Annotated in this window: 18 protein-coding genes; 11 read left to right on the forward strand and 7 right to left on the reverse strand. The window is 66.8% G+C overall.

Annotation, left to right across the window (positions count from 1 at the left end):
• Window positions 1-227: 227 nt before the first annotated feature.
• Window positions 228-1784, reverse strand: a complete 1557-nt coding sequence (locus tag IPI67_33955) for an AgmX/PglI C-terminal domain-containing protein (protein MBK7585180.1) — start codon at window positions 1782-1784, stop codon at window positions 228-230.
• A 302-nt stretch (window positions 1785-2086) separates the two neighbouring features.
• On the opposite strand from IPI67_33955, the gene IPI67_33960 reads away from it, so the two are divergent.
• Window positions 2087-4405 (forward strand): hypothetical protein, encoded by a 2319-nt coding sequence (locus IPI67_33960; GenBank protein MBK7585181.1) that lies wholly within the window; start codon window positions 2087-2089, stop codon window positions 4403-4405.
• Here IPI67_33960 and IPI67_33965 read toward each other — a convergent pair.
• Window positions 4396-5013, reverse strand: coding sequence for a GNAT family N-acetyltransferase (locus IPI67_33965; protein ID MBK7585182.1), 618 nt, complete (start codon window positions 5011-5013; stop codon window positions 4396-4398). The two genes, IPI67_33960 and IPI67_33965, sit on opposite strands and share 10 nt — an antisense overlap.
• Before the next feature lie 34 nt (window positions 5014-5047).
• Window positions 5048-6148, reverse strand: coding sequence for a hypothetical protein (locus tag IPI67_33970; protein MBK7585183.1), 1101 nt, complete (start codon window positions 6146-6148; stop codon window positions 5048-5050).
• 163 nt (window positions 6149-6311) lie between these two features.
• On the opposite strand from IPI67_33970, the gene IPI67_33975 reads away from it, so the two are divergent.
• The 3 genes from IPI67_33975 to IPI67_33985 are packed head-to-tail and all read left to right on the forward strand — an operon-like array spanning window position 6312 to window position 9974.
• Window positions 6312-7778 (forward strand): TldD/PmbA family protein, encoded by a 1467-nt coding sequence (locus tag IPI67_33975; GenBank protein ID MBK7585184.1) that lies wholly within the window; start codon window positions 6312-6314, stop codon window positions 7776-7778.
• Window positions 7775-9151 carry a TldD/PmbA family protein gene (locus tag IPI67_33980; protein ID MBK7585185.1) on the forward strand — a complete coding sequence of 459 codons (1377 nt, stop codon included), beginning with the start codon at window positions 7775-7777 and terminating at the stop codon, window positions 9149-9151. Before IPI67_33975 ends, IPI67_33980 begins: the two co-directional genes overlap by 4 nt.
• A gap of 49 nt (window positions 9152-9200) precedes the next feature.
• Window positions 9201-9974, forward strand: a complete 774-nt coding sequence (locus tag IPI67_33985) for an EAL domain-containing protein (protein MBK7585186.1) — start codon at window positions 9201-9203, stop codon at window positions 9972-9974.
• A gap of 60 nt (window positions 9975-10034) precedes the next feature.
• Here IPI67_33985 and IPI67_33990 read toward each other — a convergent pair whose 3' ends face one another.
• Window positions 10035-10247 carry a hypothetical protein gene (locus IPI67_33990; GenBank protein ID MBK7585187.1) on the reverse strand — a complete coding sequence of 71 codons (213 nt, stop codon included), beginning with the start codon at window positions 10245-10247 and terminating at the stop codon, window positions 10035-10037.
• Between the two features lie 167 nt (window positions 10248-10414).
• Here IPI67_33990 and IPI67_33995 point away from each other — a divergent pair, with 167 nt between their 5' ends.
• Window positions 10415-11095, forward strand: a complete 681-nt coding sequence (locus tag IPI67_33995) for a hypothetical protein (GenBank protein ID MBK7585188.1) — start codon at window positions 10415-10417, stop codon at window positions 11093-11095.
• Here IPI67_33995 and dnaA read toward each other — a convergent pair.
• A complete protein-coding gene (gene dnaA, locus IPI67_34000; GenBank protein MBK7585189.1) occupies window positions 11050-12489 on the reverse strand; it encodes a chromosomal replication initiator protein DnaA in 1440 nt (479 codons plus the stop codon). The two genes, IPI67_33995 and dnaA, sit on opposite strands and share 46 nt — an antisense overlap.
• A 669-nt stretch (window positions 12490-13158) precedes the next feature.
• Here dnaA and IPI67_34005 point away from each other — a divergent pair.
• The gene (locus IPI67_34005) at window positions 13159-14166 is read left to right on the forward strand and encodes a hypothetical protein (GenBank protein MBK7585190.1); all 1008 of its coding nucleotides are present in this window, start codon (window positions 13159-13161) and stop codon (window positions 14164-14166) included.
• Between the two features lie 6 nt (window positions 14167-14172).
• Here the strand turns inward: IPI67_34005 and IPI67_34010 are convergent, their stop codons facing one another.
• Complete coding sequence (locus IPI67_34010; protein MBK7585191.1) at window positions 14173-15507, reverse strand: hypothetical protein; 1335 nt, start codon at window positions 15505-15507, stop codon at window positions 14173-14175.
• A complete protein-coding gene (locus tag IPI67_34015) occupies window positions 15497-16315 on the reverse strand; it encodes a hypothetical protein (GenBank protein ID MBK7585192.1) in 819 nt (272 codons plus the stop codon). Before IPI67_34015 ends, IPI67_34010 begins: the two co-directional genes overlap by 11 nt.
• A 222-nt stretch (window positions 16316-16537) precedes the next feature.
• Between IPI67_34015 and IPI67_34020 the strand changes: the two genes are divergently transcribed.
• From IPI67_34020 to IPI67_34040, 5 genes are all read left to right on the forward strand, one after another.
• Window positions 16538-17083, forward strand: coding sequence for a hypothetical protein (locus IPI67_34020; protein MBK7585193.1), 546 nt, complete (start codon window positions 16538-16540; stop codon window positions 17081-17083).
• Between the two features lie 78 nt (window positions 17084-17161).
• Complete coding sequence (locus IPI67_34025) at window positions 17162-17758, forward strand: cytochrome c maturation protein CcmE (protein MBK7585194.1); 597 nt, start codon at window positions 17162-17164, stop codon at window positions 17756-17758.
• A gap of 19 nt (window positions 17759-17777) precedes the next feature.
• The gene (gene hemE / locus IPI67_34030; protein ID MBK7585195.1) at window positions 17778-18818 is read left to right on the forward strand and encodes a uroporphyrinogen decarboxylase; all 1041 of its coding nucleotides are present in this window, start codon (window positions 17778-17780) and stop codon (window positions 18816-18818) included.
• Window positions 18815-20233, forward strand: a complete 1419-nt coding sequence (hemG, locus tag IPI67_34035) for a protoporphyrinogen oxidase (protein MBK7585196.1) — start codon at window positions 18815-18817, stop codon at window positions 20231-20233. The genes hemE and hemG overlap by 4 nt, the downstream gene beginning before the upstream one ends.
• 63 nt (window positions 20234-20296) lie before the next feature.
• The gene (locus IPI67_34040; GenBank protein MBK7585197.1) at window positions 20297-21274 is read left to right on the forward strand and encodes a hypothetical protein; all 978 of its coding nucleotides are present in this window, start codon (window positions 20297-20299) and stop codon (window positions 21272-21274) included.
• Window positions 21275-21313 lie beyond the last annotated feature (39 nt).

Here is a 21313-nt window from a genome sequence, read left to right on the forward strand (position 1 = left end):
CGTCGCCTCGGATCCGGTTCTTGTACATCGGCCTGCGGTTTCGCTCCCCGCTTCCTTCCCACGGTCGGTCGCCCTTCCGCAGTTGCGGTTCGCTTCGATCGGGATGACCTCCTTCCGGCGGGACTTGCACCCGCAAGACAGCGCCCATGCTGGGCGCACAAGAAAAAGGGCCGCGTCTTTCGACGCGGCCCTCGCCTGGTTAGCTGGGGTTCGATGCGGGGAGGCGCTCAGCCAGGCGTGAACATGATCGGGTAGCTCACCGTGACGATACCGTTCTCGGGCGCCGGGAACGACAGACCGTAGAAGGCGCCAACCACACACGAGACGACCCCACTGTCGGGCATGTCGCTACCCGCGTTCTGCACGTTGCTCACGGCTCCGTCCCGACCGATGACGAAGCGAGCGGCTACGCGACCTGCGAGGTTCGGGTTCCTGTTCAGTCCCTGCTCGTAACACATGCGGAAGCGACCGTAGTTCTGGCGCACGATGCGCTGCACGACCTCGGCGGGCAGGTGGCCGGACACCACCGTGTTGCCGTCGGGAGTCATGCGCGGGACGCGCGTCTTGTGACCCGGAACGTTGCGGCCCACCGACTGGCCGAAGCCACCCTCGAGACCCGAGCACACGGTGCCGCCACAGGTACCGATGCCGTTGATGCCGATCCCGACACCCTTGCCGCCGGCGCCTTCGCCGATGCCGGTGAGGCCGAGCCCATTCGAGCCCCACGAGTCACCGATCTCGTCGCCCCACATGTTGCCCTGCGCGCTCTTGTCGTCCGTGCCCGAGGAAGAGTCGCGACCGAAGGGAGAGGTCGGCGCATTCGGGTCGCCGCCGTTGATCGAGTTCAGGAGCCCGATCAAACCGAAGGTCTTGGCTTCGCTCAGCGCGCGTTCACGCGCCATGTGGGGGTCGATGTTGTCCTTGGGCCCTGCCACCCCCGCGCGCTTGTTGGCCAGCTTGGCGGTGGGTTTGCCCAGCGCGCCGGAGTCGCCCCGGGCGGCCTCGGCCCGCTCACCGCCGCCCTTCAGCGGGTCGGTGTTGTCGGCCGTCTGCTCGTCGAGCTCACGGTTGCGCTCGGCGTTCGCCGCCAGGTACTGCTGAATCAACACCAGGCGATCGTTGTTGCCCGTCTCGTCGTCGGTGAGCCCCATCGCAGGAACGAAGAACGCCATGGCGCCGATGAAGGCCGCCGCGATGCAGGCGGAGAGACCGAAGAATCCCGCGGCCGCCGAGTCGTCCTGAGCGAAGTACGCGCGCTTGGTGCGCCGGCCGGGGTGAACCCCCGCGACCTGGACCTTCAGGTCACCGAAAGAGAGGTCGACCCGCGTACCGAGCGCCAGCGCAATCGTGGTGCCGGCTGCAACCGCCTCGGCGTTCGTGCCCTGGGTCTTCTTGGCGTTGGCACCGGCGGGGATCGTCACACTCGGCTCACCGCCGATCAAACTGACAATCTCGAGTCGGTCCGTGCCGAGCTTCTCGCTGGGCATCGTCACCTGACAGGGCGCGTCCTTGGTCGAGCGTTCGCCGACGGCAAACGCGCGCGGCGGGTCGAGGTGCGCGACGTGGATGATGTTGGTGCCCCAGAGCACCGTCACTTCGACGGCGCGCGCGGCGACGTTCTCGCACTCGCCCGCGCTCACGGCGGGGCCGCTCTGCACCATGGCGTATCCCATCGGTCCATCGTCGTTCACCAACGCCGGGGCTTTCTCGAGCCCAAACGCAGCGCGCGCGTTGAAGTCGGTCAGGTTGGAGAGAAACGGGTTGATGGAATTGGACTGGGCCATGACGGATATCTCACCTCGGGAAGTCGACGGCTCGTCAGGTCGGCGGGGCTTCGTCCCGCATCATTGCGGGAGGGCCACCCATCTGCGTTCGCGCGTCGTGTCTCGCTGGGATTGACAGGCGGGGAGGCCCCGGGGTTCCAAACTTTTTTCGAAGGGCGCAATTGCCGCGGCAGAACCCTCTGGATCTGCCAGGCCTGCCCGGCATTCGGGCACTCGAGGCCCAAAAACTCGCCGGGCTTGCCGCCAGCCGGGCTGCCTGCCAAGGATCCGACCCCCACGCGCGGACTACATACGGAGGCAGTGTGCGCACACCCCTCACGGCTCGGTTTTGCCCGTTTCTGGCAGCTCTGCTCACGACTGGCGCCGCCCTCGGGCAGACGCCGCTCGTACTCGCCGACATCCCCGTCAAACTCGCGAGCGCAAACCGCGCTGAGCGCGCCCATCAAGTGCTCGCGGCGCGCGCGCCAGTCGCTTCTCGAGTCACTCTCACCCACGTCGCCAGCATCTCTCGTCCGGGTGGGCAAACCCTGGAGCGCTTCCGCCAACTCCAGGCCGGTATCCCGGTGCTGTCGCGCGGCGCCAGTGTGTTGCTCGACGTCAAAGGCAACCCGACGCGGTTCGCGACCGCGAAGCTGGCCGAGAGCTTCCCGTCATCATCTACGCCGGTCGTCAGCCGTGGCTTCGCCACCGAGCGCGCGAGGGGCACGAGCCGCGGCGCGAACTTCGATGCCAACGACGCGAAGCTCGCATGGCTCGCCCAGGACCGAAGCCAGGCGCGACTGGTCTGGGTCCTCTACCGCGGTCTGACACCCGGCACGCCGTATTCACCGGTGGTCGTCGTCGACGCCGTGAGCGGAAACGTCGTCCTCGCATACGACGCAACACGCTTCGATCGCGCTGCAACGCTCTACGAGCAGAACCCGGTCTCGACCCCGACCGCAACGGCGGTGACACTCAGCACACTCTCGGCGGGCGCCACGACTCTCGAGGACTCGCGCATCCGTTCCGTCAACTGCATCGACACCCAGACGCTGGTCGGGAAATACGGGATTCACATGTGTGAGCTCGTGCCCAAGGCAAAGGCCGATGCCAACGGGGATTTCCCCTACGCGTACAGCAGCGACACCGCGCCTGAGGACGAGTTCGCGGAGCTCAGCATGTACTTTCACACCGCCAAGGCCTACGCCTTCTACGAGTCGCTCGGCATGCCGGAGCTCGAGAAGAAACCGCTGACCACGGTGGCGAACCTGCGCTTTCCGAAGGGATGGGACAGCTTCAACGTCTCACTGATGAAGGATACGACCGCCCCGCTCGAGCCCTACGACAACGCGTTTTTTTCCCCCCAGAGCCCCTACCCCGGTCTGTTCAAGGGCATCGACAGCGGACTCTACTTCGGCCAGGGCACCTCCGCCGACTTCGCCTACGACGGGGACGTCGTCTACCACGAGCTCGGGCATGCGCTGGTCGACCGGACCGTCAACCTCGCCGGGTTCTGGTTGCTCGACGAACAGGGTGCGTCACCCGCCGCGGGGGCCATGAACGAAGCGCTCGCTGACTACTTCTCGAGCGCACTGACCGGCGACGGCCAGGTTGGTGAGTACGCCGCCAAGAACACCTCGTTCCAGCTCGGCGACAAGGTGATTCGCGACCTGGAGAACGACGATTCCTGTCCGAAGAACATCGTCGGCGAAGTTCACATCGACTCGACGCTCTTCTCGGGCGCGCTGTGGAGCGTGCGTCAAGCGCTGCCCGCCGGCGACCGCAACACCTTCGACACGGCGTTGGTCACCGCGATGCTCGGCGCGCCGACCGGTGAGCTCGGTTACGCGGATCTCGGCGAGCTCTTCCGTGCCTCGGTCGAGGCATCGACGCTCGGTAAGCCGGCCGCGGACGCCCTGGCGACCGAGCTCGAGAAGCGGGGTGTGTTTCCGGTCTGCAAACGCGTGCTCGAGTACAAGGGGCAACCGCTATCCGGCTCCTCGTGGAAGCTCGCCAACGGCTTCTTCGCGGCCGGCAAGCCCTACGTCGGGCTGGAACAGACCGCCGCCTACGCGCCCGGCTTGATTCAGGTCCACACGGCGCTGAAGCCCGGAACCGACACGCTCAAGATCCAGTGGGTGAACATCCAGCTCGGCAACCAGTACAGCCTCGGACCGGACGCCGATCCGTACACACCGGCCGTACTGGTGCGCTTTGCAAAGGAGCCGATCACCTTCTCGTTCGACGCCGGTGTTCTGTCGTCGACCGCTGACGGGCTGTTCGAGACCGAGAACTTCGGCAGAAAATCCGCAAGCGTCGACGTCCCCAAAGATGCGACGGACGTGTGGGTCATGATCGTGAACAAGGGCGACGAACAGGGCCTCTACCAGGCGATCGAAGTGCTGCAGAAGACCAGCGCCACCGGCGGAACCGGCGGAACCGGTGGCGGCGCCGTCGGCGGGTTCGGCGGCGGGGGAATCGGCGGTAATCCCCTCGGCACAGGCGGCGCTCCAGCGACCGACGAGGAGCTCCATCCGCTCGGAGGCTGCAGCACTCCGCGGGGCAGCGTGCCCGCCGGCTTCGGGCTCGGCCTTGCGCTCGGCGCGCTCGCGCTGCTCGGGCGGCGACGCGCTCAGCGCTGAACGCCCGGCGTCGCGAAGGCCCGCACTCCCGGCGGCGACGGATCGGGGTTGTGCAAGGACGTGAGCACGTGGTCACGCCAGGCACCGGCCAGGTAGAGGTAGTCGCGCGCGTACCCCTCGACGACGAAGCCCAGACTACGTAGCAACCTGCCGGAGCGCTCGTTGGTTGGCATGTAGTTGGCGGCGACACGGTGGAAAGCCAACCGCCCGAACGCGAGCTCGAGGGCAGCGGTGAGTCCTTCTTTCATCAGCCCGCGTCCCTGATGGCGATGATCGATGCTGTAGCCGAGGTTGCAGCTCTGGTGCGGACCGCGCGAGTACTGAGTGAAGCTGATCTGCCCGATGACGGGACCGTCGGGTTGATCGGCGCTCGTGATTTGCAGCCGACACGACCGATCCTCCAAGTACTCGGCTCGGTTCTGATCGAGCCGCCAGATCCAGTACTCTTCGTTGAAGTAGCCGGGAGGAAACGGCGGAGACCAGCCTGACAGGTGCGCGCGATTGTCGGCCTGGAAACCGAGCACACGTTTGGCCGCCGACGGCGGAAGAAGCGTGAGCACCAGACGCTCGGTCTGAAGCAGAACCGGCGACTCTTCTTCGGCGTCCATGGCGAAAGTATTGCCTGCTCTTGCCGGGGTCTGGCTAGAGCATCTTCGCCATCAGGTCGACCAACGCCAGCTCTTCCCCGATGCTCCCGGACTTGTCGACCTCGACGTGCCGCAAAAGCGGCGAGATCAGCGCCTGATGCGGTGCCGACCCAAGCTCCAGGTCGGCCCACTCGACTTCACTCGCTGGGATGACCGAGTCGTGGGAGCCGTGCAGCAGATAGACCGGGACTCCGATGTCCTTCAGGCGCCCGCCCGGGGAGAGCTCCGCGAGCGCGCTCTGCTTCGACGACACCAGCTCGGATAGCTTCGGACCGAGCTCCGCCAGTCGGCCGGCCTCGAGCAGCCCGAACAGGCGCTCCCCCGATGCCGTCGTACGCTCGGACGCGAGCGCCCTAGCTGACGCACGATCGTCGTGGAGCCACAGCCGCAGCGCTCGAGCGAGCGTGCTCTGGTCGGCCTCGTCCACGAAGTGCTCGATGTTGTCCAGGACCACGACCACCAGGCCGTAGTCGTGAGCTTTCATCGCGCGGACGCCGTGCGGTGTCTCGATCTGATGGCTGATCAGAAAGCGAAGCACGCGGGCCATGTCGTGATGTCCACCGACACTGGTCACGTAGTCGAGCTTGCCTTCGAGCTCTGGACGGCCGGCGGCAACGAGGGACAGACCGCCAGCGAAACTGAAACCGAGCAAGCCAACCCGCGGTCCGCTCACCCACTCACTCTTCGCGGAGAGGTAGCTCACCGAGTCGACGAGGATCCGCTCCCCTTGCTGGGTGATGCGGTACTCGGTCAGATCCCGGAGCTCCGGCGTGAGCACGGTGCGTCCGGCCCGGGCCAGCTCCCGCGCAAACGGCACCAGCCTGCCCTCGTTGATGCCCTTGAAGTGCACGCCATGCCCAATCACCAAACCCGGGGCGCGCGGCGCGTCAGCCCGCTGGTACAAGCGCGCGCGGATCGGACCATCACGGCCCGGCAGCGTCAGCTCCGTCTCGATTACCGCCGCCGCCGCAGCTGGCGGAGTCGACAGCGCGAGCAGCAGGCGCCCGGCCCGCCAGAAGCGGCTGCCGGGCGCGTGACAGAGGGCGAAGAGGGCGAGCAGCGCCAGCGCCAAGGCGAGCACACGACGGATCCTCATGCTCTTAGTGTGCAGCGTGAAGGCGCGCACGAAAGCGCCCGTGACACTGTTTTACAATCTATTGCGCCGCCAGCACGAGCGTCGACGTGGGCACGGGGCGTGAAGGACAACCGGCGCAGATTCCGGGCTCTGGGTCCGGGCTCCGGGAGTAGACTGCCAGTCCATGCCCGCCGATTCGCCGGCTCGTGAGCTCTGCGCGACGGCGCTCGGGCGAGCCAAGAAGCACGCCGACGTATCCCACGTCGAGATCCGCTGGGTGCGTGAGCGTGGTGAACGCCTGCGCGTGCGCGACGGCGCGCCCGAGGGCATTTCGAAGAACAGCGCAGCCGGTTTCTCCGCGCGCTTGATCGCAAGAGGCGCGTGGGGGTTCGCTTGCACCCAGGCGGCTACGGACGCCGACCTCGCACGCATGGTCGACGAGGCGGTCGCCGTCGCGCGCGCCAGTGCGAGGCTCGCCGCGAGACCCGTGAGCTTTCCCGAGCGCAGAGGCGAGCGGGGCAACTACAGCTGCCCAGTGCAGATTGATCCATTTGGCATCAGCCTCGAGCAGAAACTCGGGGATCTCACCGGGCCCGAGGCGGAGCTGAGACGCGGCGGTTCCCCCATCCACAGCGCCGAAGCCTGGATGCACTGGACGGAGGTCGATAAACTTCTCCTGACCAGCGAGGGCACCGACGTCGCGCAGCGCTTCGTCTATGGCGGCATCGGAATGATGGCCATCGCGGTGGGTAGCGATGGACGCATGCAGCGTCGATCGTATCCGGGCTTTCCCGGCTCCGAGGGCCTGCAAGGCGGCTATGAAATCGTCGCCCTCACTGATCTGATGGGAGCCGCCGCGCGAGTGCGCAGCGAAGCCATCGACTTGCTGAGCGCCGACCCCTGCCCCGAGGGAACGCGGGACCTGATCCTCGGCAGCAATCAGATGGCGTTGCAGGTCCACGAGTCGTGTGGGCACCCAACGGAGCTCGATCGCGCCCTCGGCGCCGAGATTTCCCTGGCCGGCGGCTCCTTCCTCCAGCCCAAAGACCTGGGCAAGCTGCGCTACGGCTCGGACATCGTGACCCTGACCGCCGACTCGACCGAGCCAGGCGGGCTGGGCACCTTTGGCTGGGACGACGAGGGCACCCCGGCCACCAAGGCACCGCTGGTCCGCGAGGGGATCTTCGTCGACTACCTCTCTTCTCGCGAGACCGCCGCTGCGCTCGGTCGTGAGTCGACCGCAACGGTGCGCGCCGAGAGCTGGAACCGCGTGCCCATGATCCGCATGGTCAACGTCTCGCTGGAACCGCGGAGTGGCAGCCTGGAAGATCTCATCGCCGACACGGCAGATGGCATCCTGCTCGACGTCAATCAGAGCTGGAGCATCGACGACCTGAGGTTGAACTTTCAGTTTTCGTGCGAGCTGGGCTGGGAGATCAAACGCGGCAAGCGCGTGCGCTTGCTCCGGGACTCGCGCTACACCGGCATCACTCCGAAGTTCTGGCAGAGCTGCGACGCAATCTGTGGCGCCGCGGAGTCCCGGATCTGGGGGCTCATGCTGTGTGGCAAGGGCGACCCGATGCAGACGATGGCCGTGGCGCACGCTGCAGCGCCAGCGCGCTTCCGCCAGGTCGAGATCGGGCATACATGAAGGCCGACGAGCTCACCGAGTTGCTGAAGCGTGCGCTCGACCGCGCCGGAGAGCCCGAGGCTGAAGCCTACGCGAGCTTCGCCCGGCGTGGCTTCGCTCGCTTCGCCGTCGGTGACCTCGGACAGCACATGCAGCTCGAGGAGCCGTCGGTGGTCGTGCGGGTGGCGCGGGATCGGCGGGTGGTCGAGGCCAGCGTCGCAGAGCTCGACGAAGCCGCGATCGTGAACGCTCTGAAGGACGCGGCGCGAGCCGCCCCGAGTGTGCCGCGCGACGAGAGTTTCCCGGGCTTCGCCGGCGCGGACGAGCCGGCTCCGCCGCCCGTCGCGCGCTTCGCCCGGAGCACGGCGGAGGCGAGCGCAGACGAGCGAGTCACGCTGCTCGAGCCGGTATTTCGCCGCATCGAGCGCGCAGGGTTGATCGCAACCGGTGTGCTCGACACGACCTCGCGAATCGAAGCCGTTGCCACGAGCCACGGGCTCCTGCGTTCGTACCAGAGCACACTCGCGTCGTTCAAGGTCTGGGCGCTGGAGAGCGCCGGCGGCGGCGGGGCTGCCGGGCACGGCATGTGCGCTCACACCGACGTGACACAGCTCTCGCTCGAAGCCGAGACAGAGCGGGCCGTGACCGACGCCGAGCGCGGGAAGAATCCCGGCTCGCTGCCCGCCGGCGCCTACGACGCTGTGCTCGGTCCCCTGGCGTTCGCCGAACTGATCGAGTGGCTGGGTATGATTGGCCTCGGTGCGCGAGAGCTCGAACAAGGCATGAGCCCGCTCTCCGGCCGTATGGGTGAGCGCATCACCGGCGAGTTGTTATCCGTGTTCGAAGATCCGCTCGGCCCCCACGCGTTCTCTGCTCCGTTCGATCGCGAAGGGGTGGCTCGCCGCCAGGTCCCGTTGCTCCGCCGGGGCGTGGCCCAAGCGGTCGTGCACGATCGCGCCACCGCCGCCCGCGCCGGCATTAGTTCGACCGGCAACGCTTGCCCGCCGGGTGGGTTTGCCTCCGGAGGCCCGACCCCATCGTCGTTGGTCGTCGAGGGCGGAGAGGCCGCCAGCCTCGACGAGCTGATCGGTGGTCTCGGGCGCGGACTTTATGTGCGACGGCTGCACTACGTGAACGGCTACCTGGAACCCCGACGCGCCGTGATGACCGGACTGACCCGGGACGGGACGTTTCTGGTGGAGCACGGCAAGATCGTCGGGGCCGTAGAGAGCATGCGCTTCACCGACAGCCTGCTCGAGGCGCTGGAACGGGCCGATGGCATGACCGCCGACCGCGTCTTGGTTCCGAACTGGTGGTCGGCCGGCGGCTCGGTCGCAGCCCCGGGCGTGCGGATCCGAGGGCTCACTTTCTCGTCCGGAAGCCGCGAGAAGTGACGGACCAATTCGTGTTACGCTGAAAGCTCCCTGCGGGGGTGCGTCGCTCATGACCGATCGTCGGCAACTCAACTGGACTGCAAGCGATGCAGAGATCGCAAAAGCGGTGGCCGGTGCAACCAAGAGCACGCGCTTTTTGACCGCTGACGATCTGGACGTGCATTTTCAGCCGATCGTCTCGATCAAGACGGGGCAGGTCTTCGCCCAAGAGGCCTTGGTGCGCTGCAAGGTCCCGGAGTACCGAAATCCGACCCACTTGTTCCACCGCGCGGTGGAAGAGAAGTCCACGGGGCGACTGGGGCGCCCGATTCGAGATGTTGCGTTCTCACGCGGCGCCGGCCATCGGCTGTTCGTGAACGTACACCCGGACGAGCTGAGCTCGCGCTGGTTGGTCCGCCCGGACGACCCGCTGAACTATCACGACTCGGAGGTCTTCTTGGAGATCACCGAGTCCGCTGCCTTCGAGTACTTCGATCTCTGCAAGGGCGTGCTCAAGGAGCTGTGCTCCCGCGCCCAGGTCCATTTGGTGGTCGACGATCTGGGCGCCGGCCACAGCAATCTGAAGCGGGTGCTCGATCTCGAGCCGGACGTCGTCAAGCTCGATCGCGAGCTGATCATCGAGCTCGACAAGAGCCGGCGGCAGCAGATCTTGGTCCGCGCAGTGACGGGGCTCTGCCGAGAGCTCGGCGCCACCGTGGTGGCCGAGGGCATCGAGACGCTCGACGAGCTCAAGGCGGTGCGGGACTGTGGCGTCGACTTCGCACAAGGCTACCTGCTCGCGAAGCCCGCGTACCCCATCCCCCAGGTCAACTGGCCACTCTGATCTCCGGGCCGCTGGCGCCCCGAACCGACGGGTGTCGATTCCGGGGCGCCGAGGCGCGCGTCACGCAATTTTCTTCGCGTGCGGCGCGGGACCGACGACCGCTCCGATGTCTACTTTGGCGACACCAGGGCCTTCACCGGTCCAAACGGACACCGTCGTGCTGCATTGGGGGAAGTCCGTGTCGATTCGAACAATCTTTCCGACACGGCCGTCTTCGAGCAGCACTCGGCGGCGATCCGTCATGTACTGATGGATGTGCCGAATGGTTGCCATGGGTTGGAATATAGATTCCGGGCTCCGACGTGTCAGATTTCTGGGGCATTTTTGCCGACGAGCAAGACCGCGGCCTGCCCCGGGGTGGGCCAACTCGCGGTAATTCCAGCGAGTTAGCGACGGCATCGAACTGGGCCAACCCGCAAGCCACTCGTTATCGTACGGGCATGCGCGGTTTGTTTCTTCTGCCCGTCGTCGGGCTACTGGTCGCGTGCACTCACCACCACAACGCGCCGGTAGAGTCCGCCTTGTTCGCCCCCCCGCCAGTGCCGATGGTGCAGCACACCAATCGTCTGTGGGTCGAGCTGGAGGGCACCCCCGACAAACAGTGCGAACGCACACCGACTGAGCGGCCCCTGTGTTTTGCCCGAGTGCGCGAAGCAATCGGGGGCTCAATCGAGCGCACGCTGTGGCCGAGCTTTCCTGGGGTTTTGGTGAAACGGAAGGGGGACGACATTCGACCGGGTGACTACGTCTTGCACGTGCGTCTCCACATCGACTCCCAGGCCGCAGACGCCGACGGGCCAGGCTGGGGCGCAAGGGGCCAAGGCACCTGGCAGCTCGTGCGTGACGGGATCCCGATGGCGGGAGAGAGTGTCGCTTCTTCCTCGCGCGGCGACTTCCCCTACGGTCGAACGCTCGGGACCGGCGCGGGCGAGGTGATCGATGCCATCGTGCTGCACATCGCCGAGGTTCTCGGTCAGCTGCCCGAAACGCGACCGAGTCACCCGGTTGTTCTGCCCGCGGTGGCGGCGTCGCGGCGAACGGGGCCGCTCTTCCGAGCCCTTGGGCCGGCGGCCTGTCAGCCCTCGGACGACGCCAAGCGCTGCTCGATGGCCTCGAGGTGAGCGTTGACCTGCGGATCTTTTGCTCGCAGCTCTTCGACCCGGCGGACCGCGCTCATCACCGTCGTGTGATCGCGGTTGCCAAACGCCCGGCCGAGCTCCGGGAAGCTGCACTTGAGGCGCTGGCGGCAGAGATACATCGCCACCTGACGCGCGAAGGCCACGCTCTTGTGGCGGTCCTTGCTGAGCAGGTCGGCGTTCGACAGTCGGAAATGACTGCAGACCGCCCGCTGGATGTCCTCGACACTCATCATGTCGGGGCGTCGGGGAGCCACTCGAGCCAGCTCCGCCTCGGCAAACGCCACGTCGATCGGCCGGCCAGTGAGCGATGACTTGGCCGCCAGCCGAATCAGCGCACCTTCGAGCTCGCGCACGTTGCTCTTCACGGTCTGTGCCAGCAGCACCGCAACGTCGTCATCGAGTGGAATCGACTCGAGCTCCGCCTTCTTGCGCACGATGGCAACGCGCGTCTCGAGCTGCGGAACCTGAATGTCGGCGACCAGCCCCGACGTGAAGCGTGACACCAAGCGTTCCGGCATGCGCTGTAGCTGCTGCGGATACTTGTCGCTCGTGACCACGATGGGTTTGTCAGCGTCGCGCAGCGCATTGAAGGTGTGGAAGAACTCTTCCTGGGTCTGCTCGCGTCCCGCCAGGAACTGAATGTCGTCGAGTAGCAGCAGATCACACTCCGTGCGGTAGCGTGCCCGGAACTCGTCCATGTTCTTGTGCTGGAGCGACTGAATGAACTCGTTGGTGAAGTGCTCCGCCGAGGTGTAGATGACGCGCGCGCGCGGGTTGTTCTCCAGCGCCCGATGCGCGATGGCGTGCATCAAGTGGGTCTTGCCGAGACCCGTACCGCCGGCGATGAACAACGGGTTGTAACGGGGTCCGCCGCCGCCGCCGGAGGCCAGCGCCGCTGCATAGGCCAGCTCGTTGGACGGGCCGACGACGAAGTTCTTGAAGGTGTGCTTCGGATTGAGGCTGGCGGAGAGCGCAGATCGCCCGGCGCCGGAGCGGTCGCTCTTGGGTGCCGAGGCCGGGACCCGTTCGGAGCTGGCTGGCCTGTCGCCCACGTTTGCCAGCGGGCGGCGTTGAGCTGGGGACTTCGGCTCACACACGGGGCTCTCGAGCTGGTTCGAGACCCGCCACTCCACCCGAATGTCACCGCCGGTCGCCCGCTCGAGCTGCTCCAACAGGTCGGGCAGGAAGTGCGCCTTCACCCAGTCACGCACGAACTCGTCGCGCGCAGTGAGGCAGAGCACCCCTTGCTGCAGGCCGTCGACCTGAACACTCGAAAACCACTGTTCGAAGGTCGCGGGGGAACGCGAGCGCGTGCGCTCCAGCGCGTGGGTCCACGCTTGGGTCCAGTCCGGTGAGTCGATCGACGGGCTAGGCATCTTCGGTTGAACTGAGGTCTGAACTCTCTCGACAATTGCTTCAAAAACCACGGAGATAGCTCCCCCCAAGTTGTCCACAGGGTGTGGACAGCCTGAAACCCCGCCTCATAGTTTGGGTCTGTTGGTGGACCCAAGCTCGTTTGAGCGCCGGGACCCGCGATCACTCACGAGGCCCGCACTCCCTAGAGCACGCTCTGACTCTTCCATCATCGACCGGAGGGCGATTGCTCGCTTCCGAATTCGTTCTGATTGGCGATCGGGTCGACACGACCGGAATCACCGTCAGAGACGAGCGTCGAGCTAGCACCGGTCGTCCTCGGAGTTCAATCGTCGATTTTGCGTGCTGACGATCTCCGAGAAATTCCGCCCTTTCCCAGCTGCGTGATTTTTCGCGCACACGATTTGTCGTGCCGGGTTGAAAACGCACACTCGTAACCATGCATGGACAACTGACATTCCGTCGCCGCCCGAGCGAGCGCGGATGCTCGCAGCTGGAAATCAGTCACTCTCAGAGTCAAGCGTCTACTGACACGAGGATGATGCACATCTCCTGCGGTGCAGAGATCTTACCCGGGGGTGCGCAGAAATCTTGACTCCATTGGGTCACTCGTTCTCGAAACGATCGCTTTTTTTGCCCGGGCGAGGCGCGGGAGAGTAGCTGTCGGCACAGTGTCGAAGTCCGAGCGACGAACGGGCGGTACCCGAGCTTCACTGATCCGCGCCCTCGCCGGCGCCGGCGCCGTCACGGCGTGCCTGCTAGCGGCGCCCGAGTCCCGAGCCGACTCGAGCAATCTGGACCCCGCCATCGGCTGGAACTACGGCGAGATCGAGACCCCACGGACGGCGGCGATGGGCGGCGCGCTGCGCGCCTACAGCAACTCCGTGGCGGCACTGTTCATCAACCCGGCCAACATGGCAGCGTCGCGGATCTATCACCTGGGTGCGCTGGCGCAGATCTGGCCCGAGGCCAACCGCCAGAGTTACGGAGGCGGCGCGGTCGACTCCATCGTATCGAGCTCGCGCCTTGCCGGCGGCTTCGGTGGTTCGTGGACACTGCAAGATCCCGACGGCATCGACCGACGCGCGACCGACCTGCGTTTCGCGCTGGCCATGCCGTTCTCGGACCAGTTCTCGCTGGGCATCGGCGGCCGTTATTTGTGGCTGAAACAGAACGGACTCGGGCCGCTCGGCGACAGCCTCGCGTCCGGCGGAGCCAAGGACGAGAACATCGTGCGCGGTTTTGCCTTCGACGCCGGTGCAACGCTGAAGCCGACAGATTTTTTCGCCATCTCTCTGGTAGGTAACAACCTGAACAACCCCGGCCACGGCTTCCAGCCGACCAGCATGGGCGGCGGCGTTGGCATTGGCACCAAGGATCTGACGCTCGAGGGCGACATCGTGTCCGACTTCACGACCTGGGACACGACCAAGGTGCGCACCATGGCCGGACTCGAGATCCTGCTGGCGGACCACTACGCGATCCGCGGCGGGTATCGTTATGACGACGGCGAGCGCAGCCACGCGGTGAGCGTGGGAGCCGGCTACGTCGACCGCGCGTTCTCGGCGGAGGCTGCCGTGCGCCGCATTGTCTCGGACCCCGGGGCGACCGCGATCTTCTTCGGCTTCACCTATCACCTGGAAGCGACCGGGCTGACGCCTTCGCCCGACGGGTTCTGAAGAGCGCTAACCGAGCAGCTCGAACAACGTTCGCCTGAGCTCGTTGCTGCCTTCGTCGAGAGCGGCGCGTGGCGCTCGCATCAGCGGGGGCAGTGAGGCCTCGGCGCGCAGCTGCTCCACTGCGCGCGGATTTCGATACCAGTCTCGCTCGTGGTCCTCGATCAAGGCTCGCGTGTGGGAGGCAGCGAGCAACGGTGCGGCGAAGCGCTGGCCTTCGTCGCGGCGCGGGACGAACACCGCACCAGCGAGGTCGGAACGGAGAGGGAAGCTGAGCACGCGCGCCGTCAACTCCTCGAACTCGGTTCGATGCGCGCGCTCGCCACGCTGTGCCGCGCGGCGCAGTAGCAAGCGCAGCGCACGCGCGCGGGTCTCGAGCAAGATCACCCGAGCCATCACCCGCTGGGCATCGGCGGCACGCGCCGAGCCGAGGCCCAGCGCGCGCGTCAGGAACGCCCGCTCGATCACCAACCCTCCGAGCAGCGCCCCGTGGGCCAGGCGCCGAAGCCCGAAGGCGTCGTGGGCCACCACGAAGGGTTGGTCGCGCGGCGCAAGGGCGTCGGCGAAAGCCGCCCCCAGACGGCTGAGCGCGCGGGCGAAGCTCGCCGGGGCCAGGGCGGCAGGCAGGGGCCCGGGCTCGAGCGGCAGGCCCTGGAGCAGGCGGGTGTCGCGAAACAGGCCGGCCAGGGACTCGGCGCTGAGCCGCGCCGGCCAGCCATCAGGGGCGTCGAGCCCGAGCGAGAGCTCGACGTATGCGTGCAGACCCGAGGTCTGGAACTCGGAGGCACGGTCATCGGTTGCCGCCAACCAGTGTTCGGCCACCTCGTAGAGGCCGCCGGTCGGGAGCTCGACCTCGTCCGGCTCGAGCTTCAGCTGCTCCGCAATCTGTGAGCGCCGCTCCGAGATCCGACGCTCGAGCTCGGCGACACCGCCGGCCAGCTCCAGATACCGTGCGAGCCACTCGGCAGAACGAGGGACATCGCGATCACGCAGCACACGCTGGAGGATCTCCGCCAAGGTGAGGGTTGCGTGTTCGGGGCTATCGACCGGGTGGCGGTCTACCGCCCGCGCACTAGCAACGGCGACCAGCCCGGACAGATTGGCTCGGTCGTCGACCAGCCGATAGAGCCAGCGCAGCATGGGAGCACGCAGCGGATCGTGCTCGGGCAGGTCGCGTACACTCTCGTAGCCCAGGCGAGAGATGAACGCGTAGGTGGCGAACGGATCCTGTTCCAGCGCGGCACCGCGCCGGAGCCGACGCCGCCAGCGCGCCCAGTCGACGACGGCACGACCCAGCTGGCGATCGAGGCGGAGCAGGTCGAGCTCTTCCACTTCAGAGCTCACCCCCCAAGAGGATGGACAGCTTTGCGCCGACCGAGAAGTAACCGTTGAGGTGACCGTTCTCGTCTTTGGAGACGTCGACGCAGTTTCCGTCCCCCGAGGCCTGGCAGCGACGGATCTTGTCCACGAACACCCGGGTGTAAGCGATGGACGGTCCGAGCTTGATCGAGCGTCCCAAGAAAAAATCTAGACCGCCGCCGAGCTGCCCGGCGGGCCCCGCACCCGTTTCCTCCCAGGTCGCACCGCTCGTGTCGGTTCCGGTCGTGCCGAGCGCGCCAACGCCCAAGCCGAGCTGTACGTAGGGGTCCAGAGAGCCCTCGTCGTTGAAGTAGACCCGGCCGATCAAGCCGAGCCAGACCGCAGCGGCGCTGGTGTTGGTCAGACCGATTGCTTCCGGCGGGTCGTAGCGGAAACCGGAGAGCTCCAACCCGCCACCCCAGGCAAAGTAGGGAGTCACCCGCCAGAGTCCAGTGAAGCCGATGCCGGCTCCGGTGGTCACGCCGTCACAGCGCTGGTTCGATGCACTGCCCGCGCGGCAGTTGGGCAACGCCAGCGCAAGCGATGGGATCAGCTCGACCGGACGTCGTGAATACTCCGGCGATCCGGGGGACGGCGGCGGCGCAAGCACCGGCGGTCCAGCGACGGGTCCGCCATACTCGGTGCCCTGCCACGCAGAATAGGGAGGAGGAGCGGCAGGGCCCGGCGCAGGCTGAACGGGTGCAGGCTCGGTCATTGGCTCGGACTCCGCCCCGAACCCGAGGCGGGTAACGGTCAGCAAGACCGCGGTGATTCCAAGCAAAACAGAGCGCATTGGCGAGCCGTGAGGCTACACCGGTTCGAGCGCCCTCGGGCGATGGTTGTGTGCTTTCGGCAAACGAGTGTGCCGGGTCCGCCAATCGGGGACAATGTCACTTCGGGCCACCAGCGAATTCGAGAAGCGAATTCCGAGGGGCGAGGGGCGCGCGGCACCCCTTCGAGAAGGGAGTGTCCGCGCTGCGATAGCAGCGCCGCGCGGAGCGCATCCGCAATTCGTTTGCGAATTGCGGACTCACGACACTACATGTTCATCGTGCCGCGGCGCTTGCCCGTGATCCAAGACAACTCGTCCGACGAAGGTCCGGCGCGTTCGCCCGTGCAGTGGGTGGCGATCGCGGCCGCGCTCACGATCGCACTCTGGGTGCCGCTCGTCGTGCTGGCGCTGGCGTTGGGCCGTGCGCTTGCCGCTCGCATTGCGGGAGTCGACGACGTGTCGCAGTTGCCCGGCACTGCGGCCACGCCCCCGGGACCGGTCAGGATCGCGCTGGCTGCGTCCCTGATTGTGCCCGCGCTGGCGTCGCTCGCGCTGGCCTGCGGCGCAGTGGGCCTCACGGTCGGTCGGTTCGGCGGACGCGCCGGCGCACGCGAGGCCGTGTCCGGGTGCACGCTGGCCGCGCTGGTGGCGTGGCTCATGTCCGTCTCGGGCGGTTCGCTGAGCCCGTGGCCGGTCGCGGCGACCACACTGGTCGTGCTCGGCGTCTTGGCGGCCGTATCGGCGGCCCTGGGCGCCCGCGTCGGGCGCCGGCGGCGCCCGGGCCCGTGAGGCGGGAACGCACGATTTTCGCCCGCTGAAACCCGCGGTCGGTGGACCCGAAGGGTGCACACGACTACGCTTCGGTCAATGAGCAAGCTCGACCAGGAGTTGGCGGACGCCGTCACGACTTCCGAGGAGAACTCTCCCGTGTCCGAGCGACCGGTGGCAGCCGCGAAGGCCGCCCCCACCGCCGATGCAAGCCGCAAGAAGCGACTACAGAACGTGGGCCTGCTCACGGCCCTGTTGGTAATGGGCGGCGGCATCTTGACCCTGGTGCTCACCAGCTTCGAGCAGTCGGCCATCTACTCGAAGGGTGTCGACGAGCTGGTTGCGGAAAAAGCCACGCTCGGCAGTCGCAACGTGCGCGTCGCCGGCAACTTGGTCAAAGGGACACTCAAGAAGCGCGACGAGCCGTGTGAGTACCGTTTCACCATCGTCAAGAACGAGAAGACCCTGGACGTTCGCTACGCGCAATGTGTGGTGCCCGACACCTTCCGTGACGTTCCCGGCATGGACGTCGAGGTCACGGCCGAGGGCAAGCTGAACGACGAGGGGTACTTCGAGGCGAATCAGATCATGGCCAAGTGCCCGTCCAAGTACGAAATGAAGGACCGCGCTCAGAAGGGCGAGAAGACGCCGCACGAGCAGGTGCTCCCAGCCGCCGCACAAAACGAGCGGCGCTGAGCGAAGGAACGAAAAATCGATGTGGGATCGCTTCCTGCGCGCCTGTCGGCGCGAGCCCGTAGACGCGACACCGGTGTGGTTCATGCGCCAGGCCGGACGTTACATGGCCGAGTACCGAGCCATTCGCGAGAAATACACGCTGCTCGAGATCTGCAAGCAGCCCGAGCTGGCGTGTGAGGTGACGTTGCAGCCGGTTCGCGCCATGGGCGTGGACGCGGCCATCCTGTTCGCCGACATCTTGCTGCCACTCGAGCCAATGGGAGCGCCCTTCGAGTTCGCCGCGGGTGAAGGCCCAGTGTTCTCTCACCCGATCCGGACGGCCGCCGACGTGGAGGCGCTCCGCATGATCGATCCGGAGGAGGGCCTGGGCTACGTGCTCGAGGCCCTGCGCCTGATCCGCAAGGAGCTCGACGGCAAGACTCCGCTGATAGGTTTTGCCGGCGCGCCGTTCACGCTCGCCAGTTACCTGATCGAAGGTGGCAAGAGCTCTCACTACGCCAAGACCAAACACATGATGTATGCCGAGCCGGAGCTCTGGCACACCCTCATGAAGAAGCTCTCGGAAGTGGTTCGGCGTTATCTGCGAGCGCAGATCGAGGCGGGCGCCCAGACGGTGCAGCTCTTCGACTCGTGGATCGGCGCCCTGTCACCCACTGACTATCGAGAGTTCATCTCGCCCCACGTCGCTCACATCCTGAAGGACGTGGAGACGACCGGCGTCCCGGTGATTCACTTCGGCACCGGCACCGCCAGCCTGCTCGAGCTGCAGAAGGAAGCGGGCGGGACCGTGATCGGCGTCGACTGGCGTACGCCGCTCGGCGGCGCGCGCAAGCTCCTGGGTGATGGCGTGGCGGTGCAGGGCAACCTCGACCCGCTGCTGCTGTCGGCGCCGCGGGAGATCCTGGAGCGTCGTGTGGTGGAGGTGCTCCAGGCGGCGGGCGGCAAGCCGGGGCACATCTTCAATCTGGGGCACGGGATCTTGCCGGAGACACCCCCCGACGCCGTGCGCTTCGTGGCAGATCTGGTGCACGAGCGCTCGGCTCAGCTCGCCGCAAGATGAACGAAGCGGCGCACGTCGTGGTCGTCGGCGCCGGCATCACCGGCCTCGCAACCGCGTATTTCCTGTCACTGCACCAGCCACGGGTACGCGTCACGCTGGTGGAACGCCGCGAGCGTCTCGGCGGCAACATCGAGACCGAGAGCCGCGACGGTTTCCTGCTCGATGGCGGGCCGGACTCGTTCCTCAGCACCAAGCGCGAGGGCGCCGAGCTGTGCAGAGAGCTGGGGCTCGGGGACGATCTGATCGTGCCGCGACCCGAGGCCTCGAAGGTCTACATGGTGCACCGCGGGCGCCTCGAGCCCATGCCCGGAGGCATGGCGCTGGCGATCCCCACCAAGATTGGCCCCATGCTGAGCACGCCGCTCGTCAGCTTCGGGGCCAAGCTGCGCATGCTGGGAGATCTGGTGCTGCCGCGCCGCAGCGACGAAGGCGACGAGAGCATCGAAGATTTCATCGCGCGGCGCTTCGGTCGCGAGGCCGCGCGTCGGCTCGCCGCTCCGCTGCTCGGCGGCATCTACGCCGGTGACATCGGCCAGCTGTCCGTGCTGTCCACGTTTCCGCAGCTCGTCGACGTCGAGAAGAAACACGGCAGCCTCGCGCGCGGCCTGCTCGCGCTGCAGCTGGCGCGCGCAAAGGCCAATGGCGGAGCCAAGCCCAAAGGTCCGCCCCCGAGCCCATTCATGTCATTGAAGGGGGGCATGGGGAGCCTGGTGACGGCGCTCGCCGACAAACTTCCTGCCGATGCGCGGCGACTCGGGCGGGCGGTGCTCTCGGTCGAACGCACGGGCGAGCGCTGGACCGTGCACCTCGACGGCGGGGAGACCCTCGACGCCGACGCGGTCGTGTTTGCCTGCCCGGCTCACGCAACCCAGAAGCTCGTCCCGGAAGAGAAGGTCGGGCGCGAGCTCGCCGCCATTCCTTACCTGTCGACTGCAACCGTGTTCTTCGCGCTCCCACGCGCAGGCCTCGAGCGTCCGCTCGACGGCGTGGGTTTTGTCGCGCCGAAGGGCGAAGCCGAGCTCATCGCGGGCACCTGGGTCTCCAGCAAGTGGGATGGGCGTGCACCAGCGGACCACGTGCTCGTGCGCGCGTTCCTGGGTGGCGCGCGCGCCAAGGTCGACGTCGCGAAGGCGAGTGATGACGAGCTGCTCGACGCGGCGAAGCGCGGACTCGAACAGCTCTTGGGTGGGCTCGGCACACCGACCCTGACGCGGATCTTCCGTTACATCGACGCAAATCCCCAGCCGATCGTCGGGCACGGCGCGCGCCTGGCGCGCATCGAGGCGGAGCTCGCCAAGCTTCCGGGCCTCTACGTCGCCGGAGCCGCGTACGATGGCGTGGGGATCCCGGACTGCGTGCGACAGGCACGCGCGGTCGCGCAGCGGGTGATCGACGAACGCCTGGCCACCAGCTGAAAAAGGCGCCCGCTCGGCCGCGCGTGAGCGGGCCGCCGAGCACTGAGTTAAGCTGGCACGACCATGCCGCGACGAATTTCTCTGGGGGTCGGCTTCCTGGTCGCCTTTGCGACGCTCGGTTTGCCGAGCTGCAGCTCGGATGACGGCACGGGTGTCGCCGAGGGTGGCAAATCCGGCGGCGGCGGCAAGTCGGGTGCGGGCGGCAACGGTGCCGGCTCGGGTGCCGGCGGTAGCGGTGGGCTCAACCTGGGCGGCAGTGGTGGAGGCGGCGCCGGCGATGGCGGCGTCGTCGTAACCGGGAACGAAGACATCTGCGACGGCATCGACAACGACAACAACGGCATCATCGACGACGTGGACAAGGGCAAGGATGGCATCTGCGACTGCCTGCGCATCGCAACCCTGGGCGAACCAGGCACCGTCGGACAACCCAATGTCTTCGACGCCTGGCTCGCGGCGCGCAGCACCTACGGCACGACCCAGCTCAAGGATCAAACGCTCACACCCGAACTGCTCAAACAGTATCAGGTCATCGTCAGTCAGAACGTGAGCAACAACCACAGCTACTCGGCCGCGGAGGTCAGCGCGCTCGAAGCCTGGATCAAGAGCGGCGGCGGGCTGATGACCCTCATCGGCTATGCCGGCCCGAGTGAAATCCAGAACGTGAACAAACTGCTCGCCCCCTACGGCATGAGCTACGGCCCGGAGCAGATCCTGCAGAAGTCGGGCTCGAACACGATCCCGGTGACCAACTGGGTGCAGCACCCCGTGACGAACGGGGTCTCGAAGATCGGCGTCGACAACGGCTACCCGGTCAACGGCGCCGGGCTGGTGCTCGCGACGGAGCAGAGCTGGAACCTCTTGCGCGTGCAGGAGGTTGCCGCGGGCAAGGTCGTGATGTGGGGAGACGAGTGGCTCACCTTCGACAGCGAGTGGAGCGGCCACCCGGAGTACCAGATCGAGCTTTTTTGGGTGAACGCCATCAAGTGGCTGACCCCCGCCAACAACTGCCAGGTCCCGATCCCCCCCAGCATCAAGTGACTCTCGGCGGTTTCCCGGCCCGCCAGCTTTTGCTAAGAC

It is taken from the genome of Myxococcales bacterium (genome assembly GCA_016706225.1).
In the GTDB taxonomy this organism is placed as follows: Bacteria; Myxococcota_A; Polyangia; order Polyangiales; family Polyangiaceae; genus JADJKB01.

What these genes read in the sequence shown, in the direction of transcription:
- dnaA (MBK7585189.1), bottom strand. Translation starts at nt 12,489, where the DNA reads ATGCCTAGCCCGTCGATCGACTCACCGGACTGGACCCAAGCGTGGACC.
- IPI67_34015 (MBK7585192.1), bottom strand. Translation starts at nt 16,315, where the DNA reads ATGCGCTCTGTTTTGCTTGGAATCACCGCGGTCTTGCTGACCGTTACC.
- IPI67_34025 (MBK7585194.1), top strand. Translation starts at nt 17,162, where the DNA reads ATGAGCAAGCTCGACCAGGAGTTGGCGGACGCCGTCACGACTTCCGAG.
- hemG (MBK7585196.1), top strand. Translation starts at nt 18,815, where the DNA reads ATGAACGAAGCGGCGCACGTCGTGGTCGTCGGCGCCGGCATCACCGGC.
- IPI67_33990 (MBK7585187.1), bottom strand. Translation starts at nt 10,247, where the DNA reads ATGGCAACCATTCGGCACATCCATCAGTACATGACGGATCGCCGCCGA.
- IPI67_33975 (MBK7585184.1), top strand. Translation starts at nt 6,312, where the DNA reads ATGCCCGCCGATTCGCCGGCTCGTGAGCTCTGCGCGACGGCGCTCGGG.
- IPI67_33955 (MBK7585180.1), bottom strand. Translation starts at nt 1,784, where the DNA reads ATGGCCCAGTCCAATTCCATCAACCCGTTTCTCTCCAACCTGACCGAC.
- IPI67_33970 (MBK7585183.1), bottom strand. Translation starts at nt 6,148, where the DNA reads ATGAGGATCCGTCGTGTGCTCGCCTTGGCGCTGGCGCTGCTCGCCCTC.
- IPI67_33965 (MBK7585182.1), bottom strand. Translation starts at nt 5,013, where the DNA reads ATGGACGCCGAAGAAGAGTCGCCGGTTCTGCTTCAGACCGAGCGTCTG.
- IPI67_34040 (MBK7585197.1), top strand. Translation starts at nt 20,297, where the DNA reads ATGCCGCGACGAATTTCTCTGGGGGTCGGCTTCCTGGTCGCCTTTGCG.
- IPI67_33985 (MBK7585186.1), top strand. Translation starts at nt 9,201, where the DNA reads ATGACCGATCGTCGGCAACTCAACTGGACTGCAAGCGATGCAGAGATC.
- IPI67_33995 (MBK7585188.1), top strand. Translation starts at nt 10,415, where the DNA reads ATGCGCGGTTTGTTTCTTCTGCCCGTCGTCGGGCTACTGGTCGCGTGC.
- hemE (MBK7585195.1), top strand. Translation starts at nt 17,778, where the DNA reads ATGTGGGATCGCTTCCTGCGCGCCTGTCGGCGCGAGCCCGTAGACGCG.
- IPI67_33980 (MBK7585185.1), top strand. Translation starts at nt 7,775, where the DNA reads ATGAAGGCCGACGAGCTCACCGAGTTGCTGAAGCGTGCGCTCGACCGC.